Genomic DNA, 19,407 nt, shown 5'->3' on the forward strand with positions numbered 1-19,407 from the left:
CGATGAGGGGTGGTGGGGCCTGGGTGCTCAGGCCACCTTGGGCTCGGCCGTCGACAGGTCCTGCCCGGTCCAGCGTTCCCAGTTGGCCTTGTCGGGCGAGGTGTTGAACTCGCCGTTGTCGGCGCCGACGTTGATGTGGTAGTAGTCCAGCACGGCCGCCAGCGGGTTGAAGCCTTCCACCGTCGGGTCGGTGCCTTCGGGGAAGCAGTTGCCCTGGTAGATCTGGTGCACCGGCAGCCAGGCCTGCACGTACTTCTCGGGCTCGCCGTCGAACACGTCCTTGCAGCCGTCGGAGCAGAAGTGGTACTTCATGCCGTGGTAGCTGCTCTCGCGGTAGCAGATCTTGGTGGGGTCGTCGGGCTCGGTGAAGGCCATCGGGATCTGGCAGGTCTGGCACAGCATGGGCAGCGTGTTGTTGAACCAGCGCTTGCCCTGCTTCTCCTGCTCGGCCAGCCACTCGAAGCGCGGGCGGTACAGGCTGTCGAAGGTCTCGGGGTACTTCTCGGCCAGCCAGGTCATCTCGTCTTGCTTGGGCACCCAGACGTTGAAGTTGGCAGCGTGGCCGTAGTTGTTGAAGATGGCCCAGGCCTCGTGCGAGATGCGGCTCTTTTCCTTCGACGCGACCTCGTGGTACTTGGGCATGCGGATGCCGTAGCGCGCCAGGTCCTCGAACAGCGCGCCGCCGTTCTTCTCGAAGTACATCTCCCAGGCCTCGGACCAGCTCATGACGCGCTTGGGCAGCATGTAGTCCATCATCATCGCGACCAGCGTGAGCAGGCGGTAGCCGCGCCAGAACCACTTGTCGACCCACTTCTGCACGATGGGCACGTTGTCCGGGTCCTGCTCGAGGATGAACTTCACCACCTCCAGGCCCAGCGTCATGTGGCGCGACTCGTCGCTCTGCGCCGAGAAGCCGAAGGTGACGGTGGCCATGTCGCCGTTGTAGGCGGCGCCGCTCATGAAGGGCATGAACAGCAGGTTGGTCAGCACGTACTCGAAGGAGAACGAGATGGCGGTGATGAACTCGAAGGGCCCCGCGCTCATGGCGTCCTCGAAGTAGCTCTTGGGCACCGACAGGTACCACACGCGGTCGTGCATGTGCTGCGGGTCGTGCAGGCCATGGAAGTACTTGTTGAAGTGGCTGATGGTGTGGAACTGCGTCTGCGCATGGCGCAGCTCGTCGATCGACTGCATCTGGCAGGCCACGCGCGCGCCCACGCCGCGCAGCGAGCGCCCGGCCATGGCATAGCCGCGGTGCGCCGCGTACTCCAGCGGCGAGACGCCGGTGAGGAACAGCTTGAGCGTGTTCAGGTAGCGCGGATCGCTGATGTTGAACTGGCCGTTGTTCTGCTGGAACGCATCGATGATGGCGTAGAGTTTTTTCTCCTTCTCGCCCTGGAACTTCCAGTAGGCGTCCATCGTGAGGCGGAACGGGTCTTCCCACTTATCCCAGTCGTGGATCTTGATGCCCTCGAACTTGTCGAAGGGAAACACGTCGTCCATCGACTGGTAGGTGGTCTCCCAGCCGAGGCCGCGGGTCATCATGGCGTAGCGTTCCTTCAGGCCGAGGCGCGGGGTCGTGGGGGTCTTTGCTGCTGCTTGGGTGGTCATGGCGTGGTCCTTGGTCGTGGTCCGGTGAGGCCTGGGCTCAGGCGCCCCAGTGGAGGGTGAATTCGTCGTCGGTCTCTTCGATGCTTCCGGACAGCGAGATCAGGCTCAGGTGCAGTTCCTGCAGGTCCCAGCGGCGCCCGACCAGGGCTTCGACGCTCTCGCGACGGATCACGAGGCGGCCGGGCGCGTCGATCTTCACCATCGCGGGGTACTCGGTGACGGTGGCCCCGGGGTTGTCGGCCACGATGGCCTCGACGATGGCGCGCGCGGCCTCGCCGGTCTGCAGGGCAATGAAGACGGGCGGGCGGGACACTTCGGCGGTGGCGGTGGTCATGGGTGGTCTCCTTGGTTCGATCGGTTCGGTCGTCAGGCGGCAGCGCCCGTGCGCACCAGCCGGGCCACGCGCGCGTCGAGCGCGGCATGCAGCGTCTTGAGCACCTCGGCGCCCTGCGCACCGAGCGCCAGCGCGGCCAGCGGCGCCAGCGCCTGCACGGCCTGGTCGCGCCAGCTGGCATACCACTGCGCGAGCAGCTCGGCGTTGGCGGGCGACTCGTCGGCGGCGGTCTTCAGCGTGGCGTCGACCCAGCGCACGTTCTCGTCGAACCACTCGTTCATGAACTCGGTCAGCATCGCCAGCGCGTTGCCGGTGGCGGCGCTGTGCGCGTTCACGTAGTGGCGGTAGACCAGCGGGTACAGCAGGCCGTCGAGCACGAGGTTCTGGGCCACGAACACCTCGAACCAGTCCTTGGTGACGAAGAGGTTCTCCATCAGGCGGCGCACGCCCTGCCAGGCCGGGTGCGCGAGCCAGGCTTCCTTTCCGGCGTCCAGCGCGCGACCCGAGTTGGCGTCGATCTGCAGGCCGACGCGCGAGAGGTACTGCGCGATGCCCAGGCGGTCCATGGCCGCGTAGATGAAGGGCTGCGTGATGGCCGTGCCGTAGCCGTAGCCGCAGCAGTAGCTGTGGTTCATGTTGGCGCCCCACTCGTAGTGGCGCAGCGGCACCAGCACCTGCTGCAGCGACTCGCGCACGCCCGCATCGGCCTGGGCCAGCAGCTGGCGCTTCTCGGCGAACTCGAACTGGCGGTCGGCGCCTTCCCCCTGGCGCGCGCGGGTCATGGTGTACACGCCGTAGTAGTAGTGGCGCGGGTCCTTGAAGCTGTACCAGTCGGCCATCACGAGCGCCGTGCGGCGCTTGTCGTACAGCGCGTGCTGCGGGTCCCACAGCGGCCGGTAGTGGAAGTTGGCGGTGGGCTGCATGTCCAGCGTGGCCTCCTGGTAGCGCGAGGCCGGCTTGTCGCCGAGCCGCCGCGCCACATGCGAGAAGGTCTGCCGGATCGGCCGGATGTCCGAGGTCTTGATGTCGACTTGCACGGGGTGTCTCCTTGGTTGTCGCGGGAAAAAAATGCGGGGGTCGTCAGTGGTCGATGCCGGGCGCGCCGAAGCGCCACTTCATGCGCTCGAAGTCCAGCCGCGCACCCTCTTCGGTGCTCAGGTGGCGCACCGTGTGGCGCGCGCAGAACTCGCGGAACTGGTCGAACTGCAGCACCAGCTCCACGGCCAGCTCGGGGTCGCCGATGGCGAACTCGAACTCCACGAAGCGCGTGCCGCGCGTGCCGGTGACGCGCACGAAGCACGGCTGGCCGGTCATCTGTGCGGCGCTGCCGCTGCGGGGGTCGGGCTGCATCGAGGGCATCACTTGTTCAATCCATCAACAGGTGGACGGCACCAGCGCCGCCCGGCCTGATAAGGGCAACGGGCGTGCCAGCGTGGCTAAGTGATTGATTTGCATGGGCCCGCTGCGCCTGCGGGCCCGAAGCACCGGGAAGTCCCGGATGCTGGTTTGATCATTTGCTGCGGTGCAGCTTGATCAAATGGTGAAAACCGGAAAACGCCGGCCGGCGTCCGCTCAGGACGTCGGCAGGCCTTCCTTTTTCAGCCGGTAGGCCAGCTGCGGGCGCGTGATGCCCAGCAACCGCGCGGCCTGCGACAGGTTGCCCTTGGCGCGCTGCATCGCGGTCTGCATGAGGCGCTGCTCGAGCGAGGCGATGTCGATGTTCTGCTCGAGCACGCGCTGGCACAGCGCGTCGAGCTCGCTCGCGTCGGCGCCCGAAGCCGACGCGCCTGTGGCGACCTTGCCGCTGGCGTCGAGCTGGTTGTCGGGCGGCGCGCCCGGCGGCTGCATCCACAGGTGGCAGGCCTCGATGTCGCCGTGGTCGGGCGCCAGCAGCACGGCGCGCTCGATCACGTTCTCGAGCTCTCGGATGTTGCCGGGCCAGGCGTGCTTGTGCACGTCGAGCGCGGCCTTGTCGGTGAGGCCGCGCAGCTTCTTGCCGTACAGCGCGCTGTACTTCTCGACGAAGCGTGCCACCAGCGCCGGGATGTCGGCGGTGCGCTCGCGCAGCGGCGGAATCTGGATCGGGAAGGTGTTGAGCCGGTAGAACAGGTCGGTGCGGAACTTGCCCGCCTGCATGGCCTGCTGCAGGTTGACGTTGGTGGCAGCCACGATGCGCACGTCGACCTTGGTCGGCTGCTCGGCACCCAGGCGCTCGACCTCGCCGGTCTGCAGCACGCGCAGCAGCTTGACCTGCGCGGCCAGCGGCAGGTCGCCCACCTCGTCCAGGAACAGGGTGCCGCCGTGGGCGCGCTCGAAGCGCCCGGCGCGCGCATGGTGGGCGCCGGTGTAGGCGCCCTTTTCCACGCCGAACAGCTCGGCCTCGATCAGGTCGGCCGGGATCGCCGCGCAGTTGACGGCAATGAAGGGCTGCTTGCCGCGCGGCCCGTTGTCGTGCAGCCAGCGAGCGAACACTTCCTTGCCGACGCCGGTCTCGCCGAGCAGCAGCACGGTGATGGCGCTGTCGACCGCGCTGCGCATGAGTTCGAAGGCGGCACGGAAACCCGGCGACACGCCGACCAGCTTCTGGTCGTACTCGCGGCGCGGTTGCAGGCGGCGCAGGTGCTGCAGGCCGAGGTTGAAGTCGATGAGCTTCTCGGCCACGTGGTGCTGGCGGAAGTACTCGAGGTAGTGCTCGTCGTTCCACGCCTCGGCGGCCTGGCCGACGATGCGGCAGCGGCTGTCGCCCATGCTGGTGCATTCGACTTCCTTGAACACCACGAGCCGCCCCATGAAGGCGGTGGTGTAGCCCGAGGCGTAGCCGATCTGCGACCAGCACTGCGGGTCTTCCCCGTAGCCGAAGTCGGCCACGTGGGCTTCGCATTCCCAGGAGTTCTCCCAGAGGAACTCGCCGTAGAAATGCTTGGTGGCCACGTCGAGGTCGACCTGCACCTTCTGCACCGAGACGATGCCCTCGATGGAATGCAGGCGCGGCCCGAGCATGAAGGCGTCTTCGGCCCGCATGCCGGCAAGGCGCTCGCGCACGGCCACCTCGCCGTCGCGCAGGCCGGAAGCAAAACCCATGCGCACCAGCAGGCCGCGCGCGCGCTCGATGCCCAGCGAGTCGAGCAGTTCGCGGCGCAGTTCGGCGAAGGCCCGGGCATGCATGAGCAGCATGCGCTGCTCGTCCAGCCAGATATGGCCCGAGCCGGCGCTGAAGCGCAGGAGAGAAAGAAGTTCTCCCACCATGTCCCCTTTACTTGTCTGGAATCCGTTCCTCCTACATTCTCCTGCAAGGACGGACGACAAGGCTGCTCAATCAACAGGCAACGTGGTGCGAAGCCGCGCCAATGCTCGCTTTGCCTTCCGACTTCCTCAGACAACCCACAGAGTTATGCACAGAAAGCCGGAACAACTGTCATCAAGTTGACTTGGCTGCGACGTAGCCCTTGAACTGCTCGCGCAGCTTGGTCTTCAGCAGCTTGCCGGTGGCTGTATGCGGCAGGCTGTCGACGAAAGCCACTTCGTCGGGCAGCCACCACTTGGCCACGCGCTGCGAAAGAAAAGTGAGCAGTTCCTCGCCCGTGACCTCTGCGCCTGCACGCTTCACGACGATCAGCAGGGGCCGCTCCTGCCACTTCGGATGCGCGATGCCGATCACCGCGGCCTCGGCCACGGCCGGGTGCGCGCTGGCGGCGTTCTCCAGGTCGATCGACGAGATCCACTCGCCGCCCGACTTGATGACGTCCTTGGCGCGGTCGACCAGCTGCACATAACCGTCGGCGTCGATGTTGGCCACGTCGCCGGTCGGGAAGAAGCCCTCGGCATCGAGCACGTCGCCGCCTTCGCTGCGGAAGTAACCGCTCGCAATCCACGGGCCGCGCACATGCAGGTGGCCGAAGGCCACGCCGTCGTGCGGCAGGCGCTGGCCGTTCTCGTCGACGATCTTGAGCTCCACGCCCCACACGCCGCGGCCCTGGCGCATCTTGACCGTGGTCTGCTCCTCTTTCGGGAGCGCGAGGTGCTTGGGCAGCAGGTTGCCGATCACGCCGATGGGGCTGGTCTCGGTCATGCCCCAGCCTTGCACGAAGTCGGCGCCGAAGTCGCGCTCGAAGCGTTCGATCATGGCGCGCGGTGTGGCGGCGCCGCCCACGCCGATGCGCTTGAGGCCGATGGCGCGGGTGTCGATCTCGGGGTGGGCGTCGAAGTACTGGAACAGCATCAGCCACACAGTGGGCACCGCCTGCGAGAAGCTCACCTTCTCGTCGCGCATGAGCTCGTACAGGCTCTGGCCATCGAGGTGCGGGCCGGGCATGACGAGCTTGGCGCCCACCATCGGCGCCGAGTACGGCATGCCCCAGGCGTTGGCGTGGAACATGGGCACGGCCAGCAGCAGCGTCATCTGCGAGCACACGCCGAAGGTGTCGGGCGCGCATTCCATCAGCGAATGCAGCACGGTGGAGCGATGGCTGTACAGCACGCCCTTGGGATTGCCCGTGGTGCCCGAGGTGTAGCACAGCGACGAGGCGGTGCGCTCGTCGAACTCGGGCCAGGTGTAGTCCTCGCTCTGCGCGCCGATGAGCTCGTCGTAGCACAGCAGGTTGGGCACGTCGATGGCCGGCATGTGGGCGCGGTCGGTCATGGCGACGAAGGCGCGCACGCTCTTGAGCTTGGGCGCGAGCTTCTCGACCAGCGGCGCGAAGCTGGTGTCGAAGAACAGCACCTTGTCTTCGGCGTGGTTGACGATGTAGTCGATCTGCTCCGGAAAAAGCCGCGGGTTCACCGTGTGCAGCACCGCGCCCGAGCCCGACACGCCGTAGTACAGCGCCAGGTGCCGGTAGGTGTTCCACGCCAGCGTGCCCACGCGGTCGCCGGGCGCCACGCCCAGCGCCTTCATCGCGTTGGCCACCTGCTTGGAACGCCGCTGCACCTCGCGGTAGTTGGTGCGGTGCACCGGGCCTTCGACGGTGCGACCGACGATCTCGACGTGGGGGTGGAAGGTGGCCGCGTGATCGATCAGCGACGAGATCAGCAGCGGGCGGTCCTGCATCAGTCCGAGCATGGTGTGTGTCTCCTGTGGTTCTTTTGAGCGTGCGTCTGCGAAGGCTACTTCACGGCAATCGAATCGCCCATGGGCTCGAACTCCTTGCCGTTGAACTGCACCAGCTGCAGCGTGTTGAACGGGAAGTAGTCGGTGACCGAGGTGTTCAGCGCAATGCCCGGCAGCAGCATGCCGGTGCGCATGTTCTTGAGCGTGGTGGCCTGCTTGAGCACGTTCTCGCGCGTGAGGTTGTCGCCCGAGGCCTTGAGCACGGTCTCCATGGCCTGCGCCACGCCGTAGCCGTACACGCCGGCGGCGTTGTTCACGTCTTCGTTCGGCGCGTACTTCTTCATGAAGGCCAGGAACTCCTGCGTGGCCGGGTCGTTGGCCCAGCGCGGCTGCGCGGCGTCCTTGAAGAAGGCCATGGCCATGATGCCCTTCGACTTTTCGAGGCCCGCGGGCTCCAGCGTCATCTTCACGTAGGCGGACACGTAGGTGAGGTACTGCTGCTTGGGCTTCCAGCCGATGTCCCACGCTTTGCGAATGGCCTGCGCGGCGAAGCGCGCGGTGGCGAAGTTGACGAACACGTCGGCGCCCGACGACTGCAGCTTGATGATCTGCGAATCGACCGTCGGGTCGGCCACCTCGAACGAGGCCTCGGCCACCACCATCGAGGCCTTGTCGCCCAGACCCTTCTTCAGGCCCTTGAGCAGGTCCTTGCCGAAGTCGTCGTTCTGGTAGAGCACGGCGATCTTCGCGTTGGGCATCGTCTTGAGGATGTTCTTCGCGTAGAGGCTGCCCTCGCCCTCGTAGCTGGGCATGTAGGGCGTGGTCCAGGGGTAGGCCTTGGGGTCGTTGAAGCGGTCGGCGCCCACGCCCAGGAACAGGTGCGGCACCTTCTTGGCGTTCATGTAGCGCTGGATCGCGGCATTCGATGCCGAGCCCAGGTTGCCGTACACGGCGAGCACTTCGTCCTGCTCGACCAGCTTGCGCACCACCTCGGTGGTGCGCGGCGGCGTGTACTGGTCGTCGTAGCTGATGAGCGTGACCTTGCGGCCGTTGATCCCGCCCTTGTCGTTCACCATCTTGAAGTAGGCCTCGTTGACCTTGCCGACGATGCCGTACGACGACACCGGGCCGCTGTAGGGCATGGCCATGCCGAGCTTGATCTCGGTGTCGGAGGCGCCGGTGTCGTACTTCTTCTGCGCGAGGGCCGCGCCGGCGGTGAACAGGAGGGCCGCGCCGCCCAGGGCGGCGGCCAGTCGAACGATGGAGGTCATGGAAGCTTCAGTGGAAAACAAAAAGGGGAAATGAATGGCGGACCGACAGCGCGGCCCGTGTGGCATTGATCAATCGCCGAGCACCTTGCCGAACGGCTCGTAGCGCGTGCCGTTGAAACGCACCAGCTGCATGCGCTCGATCGGGTAGAAGTCCGTCGGCGAGGTCTTCACCTCGATGCCCGGGTAGAGCATCGGCGGGCTGTACTGCAGGTTGGCCGCCACCTTCATGATGTTGGCGCGCGTGAGGTCGTCGCCCGCCTTGCGCAGCACCTGCTCCAGCGTCTGCGCCGACGAGTAGCCCAGCACGTTGAGCGAATCGCTCAGGTCGCCCGAGGGGTAGTACTTGCTGAACCAGGTCTTGTAGTCCTCGTACTCCTTGGCGCCCTTCCACATGTCGTCGGCCGGGTCGCGCAGGTAGGTGGCCGAGATCACGCCCACCGCGTTCTCGGGGCCCGCCGGCTTGATCACCGCCGACACCGACACCGACACGCTCGACAAATACTGCGTGGGCTTCCAGCCGATGTCGGCCGCCTTGCGGATCGCCTGCGCCGCGAACTTGGGCGTGGTGATGCTGAAGAAGGTGTCGGCGCCCGAGGCCTTCAGGTTGACCATCTGGCTGTCGATGGTCGGGTCGGTCACCTCGTAGGTCGACTGCGCCACGATCATCGTCTTGGCCTTGTCGCCCAGCGCCTCCAGGAAGCCCTTCAGGAAGTCCTTGCCGAAGTCGTCGTTCTGCATGAGCACGGCGATCTTCGCGTTGGGCTTGGTCGAGAGGATGTGCTGCGCGTAGATCTTGCCTTCGGTCTGGTACGTGGGCTGCCAGCCCATGGTCCAGGGGAAGGCCTTCGGGTCGCCGAAGCGCGTGGCGCCCGTGGCCACGAACAGCTGCGGCACCTTCTTGGCGTTCATGTAGCGCTGGATGGCCAGGTTGTGCGCCGTGCCCAGCGGGCCGAAGAGCACCAGCACCTCGTCTTGCTCCACCAGCTTGCGCGCCTGCTCCACCGTCTTGGAGGGGTTGTAGGCATCGTCCAGCGAGATGAACGTGACCTTGCGGCCGTTGATGCCGCCCTCGGCATTGAGCTTGGCGAAGTAGCCCGCCGCCGCCTTGCCGATGGTGCCGTAGGCCGACACCGGGCCCGAGTACGGGACGATGTGGCCGATCTTGATCTCGGTGTCGCTCGCGCCCGGGTCATAGCGCTTCTGGGCCTGCGCCGTGAAAGCGGTGGCGAGGCCGAGCGTGGCGGCTAGGCCTGCGCCCAGCAGGCGGCGGCGCGTGCCGGGGCGGGCGGAAATGAGGGAACGTGTCATGGTGTTGTCTCCGTCGTTCTCGTGAAAAAGAAGCTGCGGCCGCGGGCCTCTTGCCGGCCTTGCATGGGTCTCTTGCGGACCTCGTGCGGCATTCGGGCTGGATGGTAGGCAGCGCCTCCTGCGCGTCACATCGTCGGAACGGACGATTGAGAGCGGCCGAGGGTTGCCCCTAGCATGGGCCTCGACACGGAGACAACACTCACCGCCGCGCAACGCGGCGCGCACCGAAGGCAAGCACCGCATGGACCTCACGCTCAATCCCCGCTACGAAGCCTTTCGCGACGAGCTGCGCGCATTCCTCGCCACGCACGGCCACCGCTCGGCCTTCGCGCGCACCGCCGAACGCCCCGACGCCGACGCCCTTGCCTGGCAGCGCCTGCTGCTGGACCACGGCTACGCGGGCCGCACCGTGCCGCGTGAGTACGGGGGCCACGGCGCGGTAGCCGACGTGATGGCGTCGCACCTCATCACCGAGGAGTTCGCGCGCGCCGGCGTGGCGCCGCCGCTGGGCAACCAGGGCATCTCGATGCTGGTGCCCACCCTGCTCGAGCTGGGCACCGAGGCGCAGCGGCGCGAATGGATCGGCCCCACCTTGCGCGGCGAGGTGGTCTGGTGCCAGGGCTACTCCGAGCCCGGCGCGGGCTCCGACCTGGCCTCGCTGCAGACGCGCGCCACCGAAGACGGCGGCGACTTCGTCATCAACGGCCAGAAGATCTGGACCTCGACCGCGCACGTGGCCGACATGATCTTCTGCCTCGTGCGCACCGAGCCCGGCGCCGCGAAGCACGCCGGCATCAGCTACCTGCTGTTCTCCATGAAGACGCCCGGCATCGAGGTGCGCCCGCTCAAGACCATGACGGGCCATGCCGAGTTCAACGAGGTCTTCTTCACCGACGTGCGCGTGCCGCAGCACCAGATCGTGGGCCAGCGCGGCGACGGCTGGAAGGTGGCCAACGCCACGCTCAAGCACGAGCGCGGCTCGCTCGGCAACCCCAACCTCACGACCCAGCGCTACCAGGAGCTCGCGACGCTGATGCAGGCCGAGACGGTGGGCGGCACGCGCCTCATCGACCAACCCGTGCTGCGCGACCGCCTGATGCGGCTGCAGGGCCAGGTGCTGGCGCAGAAGTGCCACGGCCTGCGGCTGCTCACGGCCGCGGCCAAGGGCGAAGACCCGGGCCTGGCCGCGCTGGTCGTGAAGCTGCAGGGCTGCGAGCTGCGCCACCAGCTGGCCGCGCTCGCCATCGACGCGCTGGGCGAACTGGGGCTGTTGATGCCGGGCAGCGCGCACCTGCGCGCGCAGGCGCTCTGGCAGGAGCGCTACATGTTCGACCTGGGTCTGATCATCGGCGGCGGCACCGCGCAGATCCAGAAAAACATCATCGCGGAACGCGGGCTCGACATGCCGCGCGAGCCGCGTCTTGCCTGATCGGTTGAAAGAAAGCACGCCATGGAATTCGCCCTCTCCACCGACCAGAAGCTGCTGCAGGACAGCCTGCGCCGCGCGCTCGAACGCGCCTGTCCGCTCGACCGCGTGCGCCGCGTCGCAGCCGACGACCTGCCGCTGGACCGCGAGGTCTGGCGCACGCTGTGCGAGGTCGGCGTGCCGGCCCTGCTCGTGCCCGAGGCCTTCGGCGGGCTCGGCCTGTCGCTGCTCGACGCCGCGCTGGCCGCCGAAGAGCTGGGTCGCCATGTCGCGCCCACGCCGTTTCTGGGCACCGCCGTGCTCGCACCGCTCGCGCTGCGCGAAGCCGGCAGCGCGGCGCAACAGGATGAATGGCTGCCGCGCCTGGCCGCAGGCGAGTGCATCGCCGGCGTGGCCATCGCCGAGGCCGTGGCCGGCGCACGCGATGGCGCCGGCGTGACGGCGGTGGCCGACGGCACGCTCGACGGCAGCGCGCTCTTCGTGCTCGACGCGGGCGCGGCCGATGTGTTCATCGTGGCCGACCGCGCGGGTGGCCTGCACCTCGTGCGCGCCGATGCACAGGGCCTCACGCGCGGCGCGCTGCGCAGCATCGACGCCACGCGCCCGCTCGGCGAGCTGCACTTCGCGCAGGTGAAGGCCGAGCGACTGCCCAACAGCAGCTCCGCCACGCTCGCGCGCCTGCGCAGTGCGGGCTGGGCCCTGCTCGCCGCCGACACGCTCGGCGCGGGCGAAGCCATGATCGGCCAGGCCGTGGCCTACGCCAAGGAGCGCCGCCAGTTCGGCCGCGTGATCGGTTCCTTCCAGGCCGTGAAGCACCTGTGCGCCGAAATGGCCGCCGCGCTGGAGCCCGGCCGCGCACTCGTCTGGTATGCGGCCCACGCCTTCGACGCACTGCCCGACGAAGCCGCGCTGCTCGCCGCGCACGCCAAGTCGCACCTGAGCGAGACCGGCACCTTCGTCGCCCGCACCGCCACCGAGGTGCATGGCGGCATGGGCATCACCGACCTGCTGGGCCTGCACTACTGGTTCAAGCGCATCGGCTTCAACCGCCAGTTGCTCGGCGGGCCGGAGCGCGTGCGCCACCTCGCCGCCGAAATGCAGGGCCTCGTCGCCGCATGACCTCCCATCCCATGACCACACCATCCACCGCCCCCCGCATGCTCGAAGGCCTGCGCATCGTCGACCTCACCACGGTGATCTTCGGCCCCTACTGCACGCAGATCCTTGCGGACCTCGGCGCCGAGGTGGTCAAGGTCGAGCCGCCCGAGGGCGACAGCATCCGCATCATCGGCACGCCGCCCGTCACGCCGCTGATGAGCCCCGTGCACCTGCGGCTGAACCGCGGCAAGCGCTCGGTCGACTGGGACCTGAAGCGCGAGGACGGCCGCGCCGCGATGCGCCGCCTCATCGAGACCAGCGACATCTTCATCCACAACGTGCGCAGCGACGCCATCGCGCGCGCCGGCCTGTCGTACGACGACGTGCGCGCCATCCGCCCCGACATCGTCTACGTGCACTGCACCGGCTTCGACCAGCGCGGGCCGTATGCCGCGCTGCAGGCCTACGACGACATCATCCAGGCCGCCTCGGGCATTGCCTCGTTGCCGCCCAAGGTCGACGGCAACCCGCAGCCGCGCTACGTGCCGATGACCATGGCCGACAAGGTCTCGGGCCTGCATGCGGCGTATGCCGTGCTCGCCGCCGTGGTGCACCGGCTGCGCACCGGCGAGGGCCAGCAGGTGGAGGTGCCGATGTTCGAATCACTCGCCAGCTTCAACCTCGTGGAGCACCTGTGCGACAAGACCTTCGTGCCGCCCACCGGCCCCGCGCTGTACCCGCGCCAGATCGACCCCATGCGCCAGCCCATGCGCACGCGCGACGGCTACATCGCCATTGCGCCCTACCTGGACGACCGCTGGCTGCGCTTCTTCGAGGCCACCGGCCACCCCGAGGTGCTCGAGGCGCCCGAGCTGGCCGACAAGGCGCTGCGGCGCAAGCACATGAGCCGCATGTACGAGGCCGCCGCCGCGATCCTGCCCGAGCGCACCACGGCCGAGTGGCTCGACATCTTGAAGAAGGCCAACGTGCCCGCGATGCGCGTGAACGACATCGCCGACCTGCCCGACGACCCGCAGCTGCAGGCCGCCGGCCTTTTCCGACAGCGCACGCACCCGACCGAAGGCGCGTATCTTGAAGTGCGCCCGCCGGTGCGCTTCTCGGGCTATGCCTACGCCGACCTGTCGCACGCCGCGACGCCCGGCCAGCACAGCACCGAAGTGGCCCGCGAACTGGGCGTGACCCTCATGAACGAACGAAAGAACGCCGCATGACCATGACTGTCTACGACGCCGTCGCAAGCCGCCGCTCGGTGCGCGAATTTCTCGACCGCCCCGTGCCCGCCGACACGATCCGCCGCGTGCTGCAGGCCGCGCTGCGCGCGCCCTCGGGCGGCAACCTGCAACCGTGGCACCTGCATGTGGTGGGCGGCGAGCGCCTGGACGAACTCAAGGCCCTCATGCGCACCCGCGTGCAGGAAACGCCCGGCGGCGAAGGCAGCGAGTACGACATCTACCCGCGCGAACTGGTGGCCCCGTACCGCGACCGCCGCTTTGCCGTCGGCGAGGCGATGTACGCGCGCCTGGGCATTCCGCGCGAGGACAAGGCTGCGCGCCTGAAATGGTTTGCGCGCAACTTCCAGTTCTTCGGCGCGCCGCTCGCACTCTTCTGCACCGTCGACCGCCGCATGGGCCCGCCGCAGTGGTCCGACCTGGGGATGATGTTGCAGAACGTGATGCTGTTGCTGCGCGCCGAGGGCCTGGACAGCTGCCCGCAGGAATGCTGGGCCATCTACCCGCAGACCATCGGCCGCTTCATCGACCTGCCGCCCGAACGCATGCTCTTCACCGGCATGGCCATCGGCTACGCCGACCGCGACAAGCCCATCGACGCCCTTGAGACCGAGCGCGCGCCGCTGGACGACGTGGCCGAGTTCATCGGCATCTAGGAAGGCAATCACCGATGGACGATTGGGAAAGCGCCTGGGCGCCGATGGTGGCGCGCGTGGGTGAAGACTTCGCGAACGGCGTGATCCGCTGGGGCGTCGACGTGATCGAGGCCGGCGCGGTGCGCCGCTATGTCGAGGTGCTGGAGTTCGACTGCCCGCTGCACCACGGGCCCGACGCCGTCGCGCCATCGACCAGCCTCGCCAGCCTCACGCTGCCGCCCATGTGGGCCCCGGGCCAGCCGCCCGTGTTCACCAGCGACGCACGCAACGCCGAACCCGAGCGCAGCCCGCTCAAGGGCACGCGCCCCGAAGGCATGCCGCCCACCACCGCCTACATGGCGACCGACTACGAGGTCGACTACCTGCAACCCGCCCGCCTAGGCGACCGGCTGGGAAGGCGCGGCAACCGGCTCGTGCGCTGCGAACCCAAGGCCACGAAGGTCGGGCGCGGTGCGTTCACGACGTGGGAGTACGACATCGTGAATCAGCGCGAAGAGGTGGTGGCCCGCTGCCGCTTCGGCATGTACCACTACCTGCCGCACTAGCGAACAGACGCCCGATGCCATGCGGCCTCCCGCACCGGCGCGCTGCTTCCTGTGCACAGGGCACTGGGTGCTTCCCGCAGCGAAATCAAGGAGGAGGCCGCAGGCCGGGGGACATTCGCGGAGGGAAGTACCCGGTGGCCTGTGCACGCGCCCTGAACAAAGAAAGCAGAGCAACAAGATGAACTGGCAAGAACAACGCCACTGGAACGAAGTCAACGAGGGCGACCCTTTGAACCCCGTGCCCTTCCCCCTCACCGTCTACCGCCTCGTGATGGCCGCCGGCGCCAACCGCGACTTCAACGCCATCCATCACAACACCGAGCACGCCCAATCGACCGGCGCGCCAGAGATGTACGCCAACGTCATGCTGCTGCAGGGCATGTGGGAGCGCGCGATTCGCGAGTACATCGGCACGGCCGGCGTGCTGCATGCCATCCGCGGCTTTCGCATGAAGTCGTTCAACACCGCGGGCGACACCGTCACCGTGCGCGGCCAGGTCGAGCGCAAGTGGATCGACGACAGCGCCGATGCCGCGCACCGCCACCGCCTCGACCTGCGCCTGTGGAGCGAGAACCGCCACGGCGTGTCCGTCGGCCCCGGCATTGCCGTCGTGAGCCTGCCGCCCTGACATCGCACCCAGACAGAAAAACCATCGGAGACAAGACAGACATGCACAGCAGCAGATTCACCCGCCGCCACGCCCTCGCGCTGGCCGCCGCCCTGGCCACGAGCAGCGCCTTCGCGCAGCAGCCAACGACCACGTGGCCCGACAAACCCATCCGCATGATCGTGCCCTACGCCGCGGGCGGCGGCACCGACGTGTTCGCGCGCATCGTCGCCGAGGGCCTGGGCAAGCGGCTCGGCCAGAGCGTCATCGTCGACAACCGCCCCGGCGGCAACGGGCAGATCGGCATCACCGCCGTGCAGCGCGCACCGGCCGACGGCTACACCGTGCTGTTCTCGCTCACCTCCATCATCCAGAACCCGCTGCTGTACCCCAACGCCGGCTTCGATCCGTTCAAGGACTTCGTGCCCGTGTCGGAAGCGGGCCGCCTGCCCATCGTCTTCACCGTGAGCAACAAGCTCGGCGTCGACACCCTCGACGGCTTCGTCAAGCTCGCGCGCGCCGCGCCCGGCAAGTACTCGTACGGCTCCTACGGCAACGGATCGAGCGCCCACCTGTACGCCGAAGTGTTGCAGGACGCCGCAGGCATCCAGCTGCTGCACGTGCCCTACAAGGGCGAAGCGCCGGCCATCACCGACCTGCTCGGCGGCACCGTCGACGCCGTGTTCGTCTCGGCCAAGGGCGTGGGCCCGCACGTCGCGGCCGGCAAGGCGAAGTCGATCGCCGTGGTCGGCACCGCACGCGCCCCGCTCGCGGCCGGCGTTCCGACCTTCAAGGAACAGGGCTTCGCCGGCATGGAGTCGGTCGGCTGGTTCGGCATCTACCTGCCCGCAGGCACGCCGCAGCCCATCGCGCAGCGCCTGTCGACCGAAGTGGCCCAGGTGGTGCAAAGCCCCGAGCAGGCCGCGCGCATCGAAGGCCTGGGCGTGATCCCGGTCGGCAGCACGCCCGCGCAGCTCACCGCCACCATGCGCGCCGACCATGCGCGGTGGAAGCAGGTGATCCAGGCCAAGAACATCAAGCTCGATTGAGACCGCACGCCATGACACGTCTTTCTTCTTCCACGCTCGGCTTCGCACTGGCTGCCTTGCTCTCGCTGCCCGCCGCCGCGCAACAGCCACCCGCCGACTACCCCTCGCAACCCGTCACGCTCGTCGTGCCCTTCCCCGCTGGCGGCATCACCGACAACATCGCGCGGCTGGTCGCGCAGGAACTTGGCACCGCCTGGGGCAAGCCCGTCGTCGTCGACAACCGCGTGGGCGCCAGCGGCACCATCGGCGCCGCCGCCGTCGCGCGTGCCCCGAAAGACGGCCACACCGCCCTCTTCACCATCACCACGCATGTGCAGATGCCCGCGCTGCAGCGCAAGCTCTCGTACGACGCGGTGAAAGACTTCGCGGCCGTGTCGCAGATCGGCATCTCGACCTCGGCCCTGGTCGTGACGCCCGACGTGCCTGCCAAGACGCTGGCCGAACTCGTCACGCTGCTCAAGGCCGAGCCCGGCAAGTACTCCTACGGCTCCACCGGCGTGGCGACCACCTCGCACATCTACGGCGAGCTGTTCAAGAAGGAGGCTGGCGTCGACATGCCGCACGTGCCCTACAAGGGCGCCGCCCCCATGGTGACCGACCTGCTCGGCGGCCACATCCGCGTGGCCGTGCTCGACACCGGCACCGCCCTGCCCTATCTGCAAAGCGGCAAGCTGCGCGCGCTGGCGGCACTGGGCACGCAGCGCTCGGCCACGCTGCCGCAGGTGCCGACCTTCCAGCAGGCGGGCTACGCAGGTTTCGAGCCCTATGCGTGGATTGCGCTGTTCCTGCCGGCCGGCACGCCGCAGCCGCGCGTGGACAAGATGTCGAAGGCCGTTGCCGCCATCATCGCCAAGCCCGAGGTGCAAAAGAAGATGCGCGACATGAACATCGAACCCGTGGGCAGCACGGCCGCCGAGTTCGCCGTGGTGCTGCGCCAGGACGCCGACACGTGGAAGCGCGTGATCGACAAGACCGGCATCCGCCTGGAGGACTGACCGATGACGCCCCCTCCCCTTTTTCGCGGCGCCCTCGAAGGCGTCAAGGTGCTCGACCTCTCGTCCGTCGTGCTCGGCCCGCTGGCCAGCCAGATGCTCGCCGACATGGGCGCCGACGTCATCAAGGTCGAGGCGCCGCAAGGCGACCTGGCCCGCTCGGTCGGGCCTGCGCGCCACAAGGGCATGTCGTCGCTGTACCTGTCGTGCAACCGGAACAAGCGCAGCCTCGTGCTCGACCTGAAGCAACCCGCCGCGCGCGAGGTGCTCGACACGCTGGTGCGCGGCAGCGACGTGCTCGTGCATTCGGTGCGCACCGATGCAGCGGCGCGCATCGGCATCGATGCGGCGCGGCTGCTGGAACTCAACCCGCGCCTCGTGAGCGCGCACGTCAAGGGATTCTCGGACGAGGGCCCCTATGCGGGCCTGCCGGCCTTCGACGACATCATCCAGGCCGCCTCGGGCCTGGCGCAGCTGCAATCGATCTACACCGGCGAGCCGCGCTACATGCCCGCGCTCGTGGCCGACAAGACCACGGCGCTGTACGCGGCGTACGCCATCGTCACCGCGCTGTTCCACCGCGAGCGCAGCGGCCAGGGGCAGGCGGTCGACGTTCCGATGTTCGAGACCATGACCGCCTTCAACATGGTGGAGCACCTGTGGGGCCACACCTTCCAGCCGCCCATCGACGACATGGTGTACGGCTCGATCCGCTCGGGCGTGCGCAAGCCCTTTCGCACGGCCGACGGCTACATCGCGCTGGTGCCCTACACCGACGCGCAGTGGCTGCGCTTCTTCGAGGTCGTGGGCCGCCCCGAGCTGCGCGAGGACGAACGCTTTGCCACGCTGGCCGCGCGCGTGCGCAACCACACCGTGGTGTTCGGCGAACTCGAACGCGCCACCGGCGCGCGCACCACGGCCGAATGGGTCGCGGCCTTCCGCCAGGCCGACATTCCGGCGATGCCGATCCAGACACTGCAGCAGCTGCCCGACGATCCGCAGTTGAAGGCCAGTGGCCTGTGGCACGACGCCGAGCACCCGACCGAAGGCACGCTGCGCTTTCCCGGCGTGCCGTTCACGCTCTCGGCCACGCCTGGCGGCGTGCAGCGGCTTGCGCCGTCGCTGGGGGAGCACACGGACGAGGTGCTGGGGGAGTTCGGGTTCGAACGCGCGGCGGTCGATGCGCTGGTGACCGCCGGCGTGGTGGCGCGGGCCTGAGGTCTATTCGAGCTTCAGGTTCATGTCCTTGATCAGCCGCGACCACAGCAGGTTCTCGCGCCGCACCGCGGCCATCAACTCACCCGGCCCTTCACCCGAAGGCTCCAGCCCCAGGCCGATCATGCGTTCCTGAAGATCAGGCTGCGCCACGGCCTGGCGCACCGCGCCGGCGAGCTTGTCGATGGCCGGCTGCGGCGTGCCGGTGGGCGCGAAGAAGCCCCAGAAGCCGCCGTGCTCGTAGCCCTTGAAGCCCTGCTCGGTGAAGGTGAGAATCTGCGGCGCGAGCGGCATGCGGCGGGTGCCGAAGACGCCCAGCAATTTCGCGCGGCCCGACTTCGCGTGCGGCAGCGCCTCGCCCATGGTGACGAAGCCGCCCTGCACCTGGCCGCCGAGGATGTCGATCATCAGCGGCGCGCCGCCCTTGTAGGGCACGTGCGTCATCTGCAGGCCCTCGTCGCGCATGAGCTTCTCGCCGTAGAGGTGGCCCGACGAGCCCTGCCCCGCCGAGCCGAAGCTCAGCTTGCCGGGCTGCGCCTTGGCCATGGCGACGAACTCGCGCATGCTCTTCGCGGGCACGCCCTCGCCCACCGCGAACACGAGCAGGCCGTAGTTCGACAGCGACACGGGCGCGAAGTCCTTGAACACGTCGTAGCCGGGCTTGGCCATCAGCAGCGGCGCGAGCACGAAGGAGTTGACGGCGAACAGCAGCGTGTGGCCGTCGGCCGGCGCCTTGGCCACGAAGGACGCGGCAATGGCACCGTTGGCGCCCGGCTTGGGGTCGATCAGCACCGGCTGGCCCAGCGGCTTGGCGATGCGCTCGCCGATGGTGCGCGCGATGCCGTCGACCAGCCCGCCGGCGGCCGACGACACGATCACCTTGATCGGCTGGGTCGGGTAGGCGTCGGCCGCCTGCGCCTTCGGCAGGGCACCGAGCGCGGGGGCGAGCAGTCCGCTCGCGCCCCATTGCGCGAATCGACGTCGTTGCAGCATGGAAG

18 protein-coding genes are annotated in these 19,407 nt (G+C 68.2%); 9 read left to right on the top strand and 9 right to left on the bottom strand.

Translation table 11 applies throughout. The annotated features are described in order from the left end of the window. Positions 1–27: 27 nt before the first annotated feature. The 8 genes from AC07XP_RS17985 to AC07XP_RS18020 form a co-directional block, all read right to left on the bottom strand. Entirely contained in the window at positions 28–1,611 is a 1,584-nt protein-coding gene (locus tag AC07XP_RS17985; RefSeq protein ID WP_495265435.1) for an aromatic/alkene/methane monooxygenase hydroxylase/oxygenase subunit alpha, read from the bottom strand. Between the two features lie 37 nt (positions 1,612–1,648). Then, positions 1,649–1,945, bottom strand: a complete 297-nt coding sequence (locus tag AC07XP_RS17990) for an MmoB/DmpM family protein (protein ID WP_174250302.1) — start codon at positions 1,943–1,945, stop codon at positions 1,649–1,651. Between the two features lie 32 nt (positions 1,946–1,977). After that, positions 1,978–2,982: an aromatic/alkene monooxygenase hydroxylase subunit beta gene (locus AC07XP_RS17995; RefSeq protein WP_095746811.1), complete on the bottom strand. Its 1,005-nt coding sequence runs from the start codon at positions 2,980–2,982 to the stop codon at positions 1,978–1,980. A 43-nt stretch (positions 2,983–3,025) separates the two neighbouring features. Further along, positions 3,026–3,295: a phenol hydroxylase subunit gene (locus AC07XP_RS18000; protein ID WP_495262382.1), complete on the bottom strand. Its 270-nt coding sequence runs from the start codon at positions 3,293–3,295 to the stop codon at positions 3,026–3,028. A gap of 222 nt (positions 3,296–3,517) precedes the next feature. Further along, positions 3,518–5,191, bottom strand: coding sequence for a sigma-54-dependent Fis family transcriptional regulator (locus AC07XP_RS18005; protein ID WP_062475161.1), 1,674 nt, complete (start codon positions 5,189–5,191; stop codon positions 3,518–3,520). A gap of 172 nt (positions 5,192–5,363) precedes the next feature. Continuing rightward, positions 5,364–7,004 carry a 3-(methylthio)propionyl-CoA ligase gene (locus AC07XP_RS18010; protein WP_495265436.1) on the bottom strand — a complete coding sequence of 547 codons (1,641 nt, stop codon included), beginning with the start codon at positions 7,002–7,004 and terminating at the stop codon, positions 5,364–5,366. Between the two features lie 44 nt (positions 7,005–7,048). After that, on the bottom strand, positions 7,049–8,263 hold the full coding sequence (locus AC07XP_RS18015; RefSeq protein ID WP_495265437.1) for an ABC transporter substrate-binding protein: 1,215 nt from the start codon (positions 8,261–8,263) through the stop codon (positions 7,049–7,051). 69 nt (positions 8,264–8,332) lie between these two features. After that, positions 8,333–9,571 carry an ABC transporter substrate-binding protein gene (locus AC07XP_RS18020; protein WP_095746814.1) on the bottom strand — a complete coding sequence of 413 codons (1,239 nt, stop codon included), beginning with the start codon at positions 9,569–9,571 and terminating at the stop codon, positions 8,333–8,335. A gap of 241 nt (positions 9,572–9,812) precedes the next feature. Here AC07XP_RS18020 and AC07XP_RS18025 point away from each other — a divergent pair, with 241 nt between their 5' ends. The 9 genes from AC07XP_RS18025 (at position 9,813) to AC07XP_RS18065 (ending at position 18,412) form a co-directional block, all read left to right on the top strand. Further along, on the top strand, positions 9,813–11,000 hold the full coding sequence (locus tag AC07XP_RS18025) for an acyl-CoA dehydrogenase family protein (protein ID WP_495265438.1): 1,188 nt from the start codon (positions 9,813–9,815) through the stop codon (positions 10,998–11,000). Positions 11,001–11,021: 21 nt separating this feature from the next. Further along, on the top strand, positions 11,022–12,116 hold the full coding sequence (locus AC07XP_RS18030; protein WP_495265439.1) for an acyl-CoA dehydrogenase family protein: 1,095 nt from the start codon (positions 11,022–11,024) through the stop codon (positions 12,114–12,116). Between the two features lie 11 nt (positions 12,117–12,127). Continuing rightward, on the top strand, positions 12,128–13,327 hold the full coding sequence (locus AC07XP_RS18035; protein ID WP_495265440.1) for a CaiB/BaiF CoA transferase family protein: 1,200 nt from the start codon (positions 12,128–12,130) through the stop codon (positions 13,325–13,327). Positions 13,328–13,329: 2 nt separating this feature from the next. Beyond that, a complete protein-coding gene (locus AC07XP_RS18040) occupies positions 13,330–14,001 on the top strand; it encodes a nitroreductase (RefSeq protein WP_354344798.1) in 672 nt (223 codons plus the stop codon). A gap of 14 nt (positions 14,002–14,015) precedes the next feature. After that, positions 14,016–14,546, top strand: coding sequence for a hotdog family protein (locus AC07XP_RS18045; protein ID WP_095948015.1), 531 nt, complete (start codon positions 14,016–14,018; stop codon positions 14,544–14,546). A gap of 178 nt (positions 14,547–14,724) precedes the next feature. Beyond that, positions 14,725–15,174 (top strand): hotdog family protein, encoded by a 450-nt coding sequence (locus AC07XP_RS18050; protein ID WP_487850204.1) that lies wholly within the window; start codon positions 14,725–14,727, stop codon positions 15,172–15,174. Positions 15,175–15,215: 41 nt separating this feature from the next. After that, positions 15,216–16,202 (top strand): Bug family tripartite tricarboxylate transporter substrate binding protein, encoded by a 987-nt coding sequence (locus tag AC07XP_RS18055; protein WP_495265441.1) that lies wholly within the window; start codon positions 15,216–15,218, stop codon positions 16,200–16,202. An 11-nt stretch (positions 16,203–16,213) separates the two neighbouring features. After that, the gene (locus AC07XP_RS18060) at positions 16,214–17,197 is read left to right on the top strand and encodes a Bug family tripartite tricarboxylate transporter substrate binding protein (protein ID WP_354344647.1); all 984 of its coding nucleotides are present in this window, start codon (positions 16,214–16,216) and stop codon (positions 17,195–17,197) included. A 3-nt stretch (positions 17,198–17,200) separates the two neighbouring features. After that, entirely contained in the window at positions 17,201–18,412 is a 1,212-nt protein-coding gene (locus AC07XP_RS18065; RefSeq protein ID WP_070062798.1) for a CaiB/BaiF CoA transferase family protein, read from the top strand. A 3-nt stretch (positions 18,413–18,415) separates the two neighbouring features. Here the strand turns inward: AC07XP_RS18065 and AC07XP_RS18070 are convergent, their stop codons facing one another. Further along, entirely contained in the window at positions 18,416–19,402 is a 987-nt protein-coding gene (locus tag AC07XP_RS18070) for a Bug family tripartite tricarboxylate transporter substrate binding protein (protein ID WP_495265442.1), read from the bottom strand. Positions 19,403–19,407: the final 5 nt, after the last annotated feature.

This window comes from Variovorax sp. GW531-E2 (assembly GCF_059423125.1).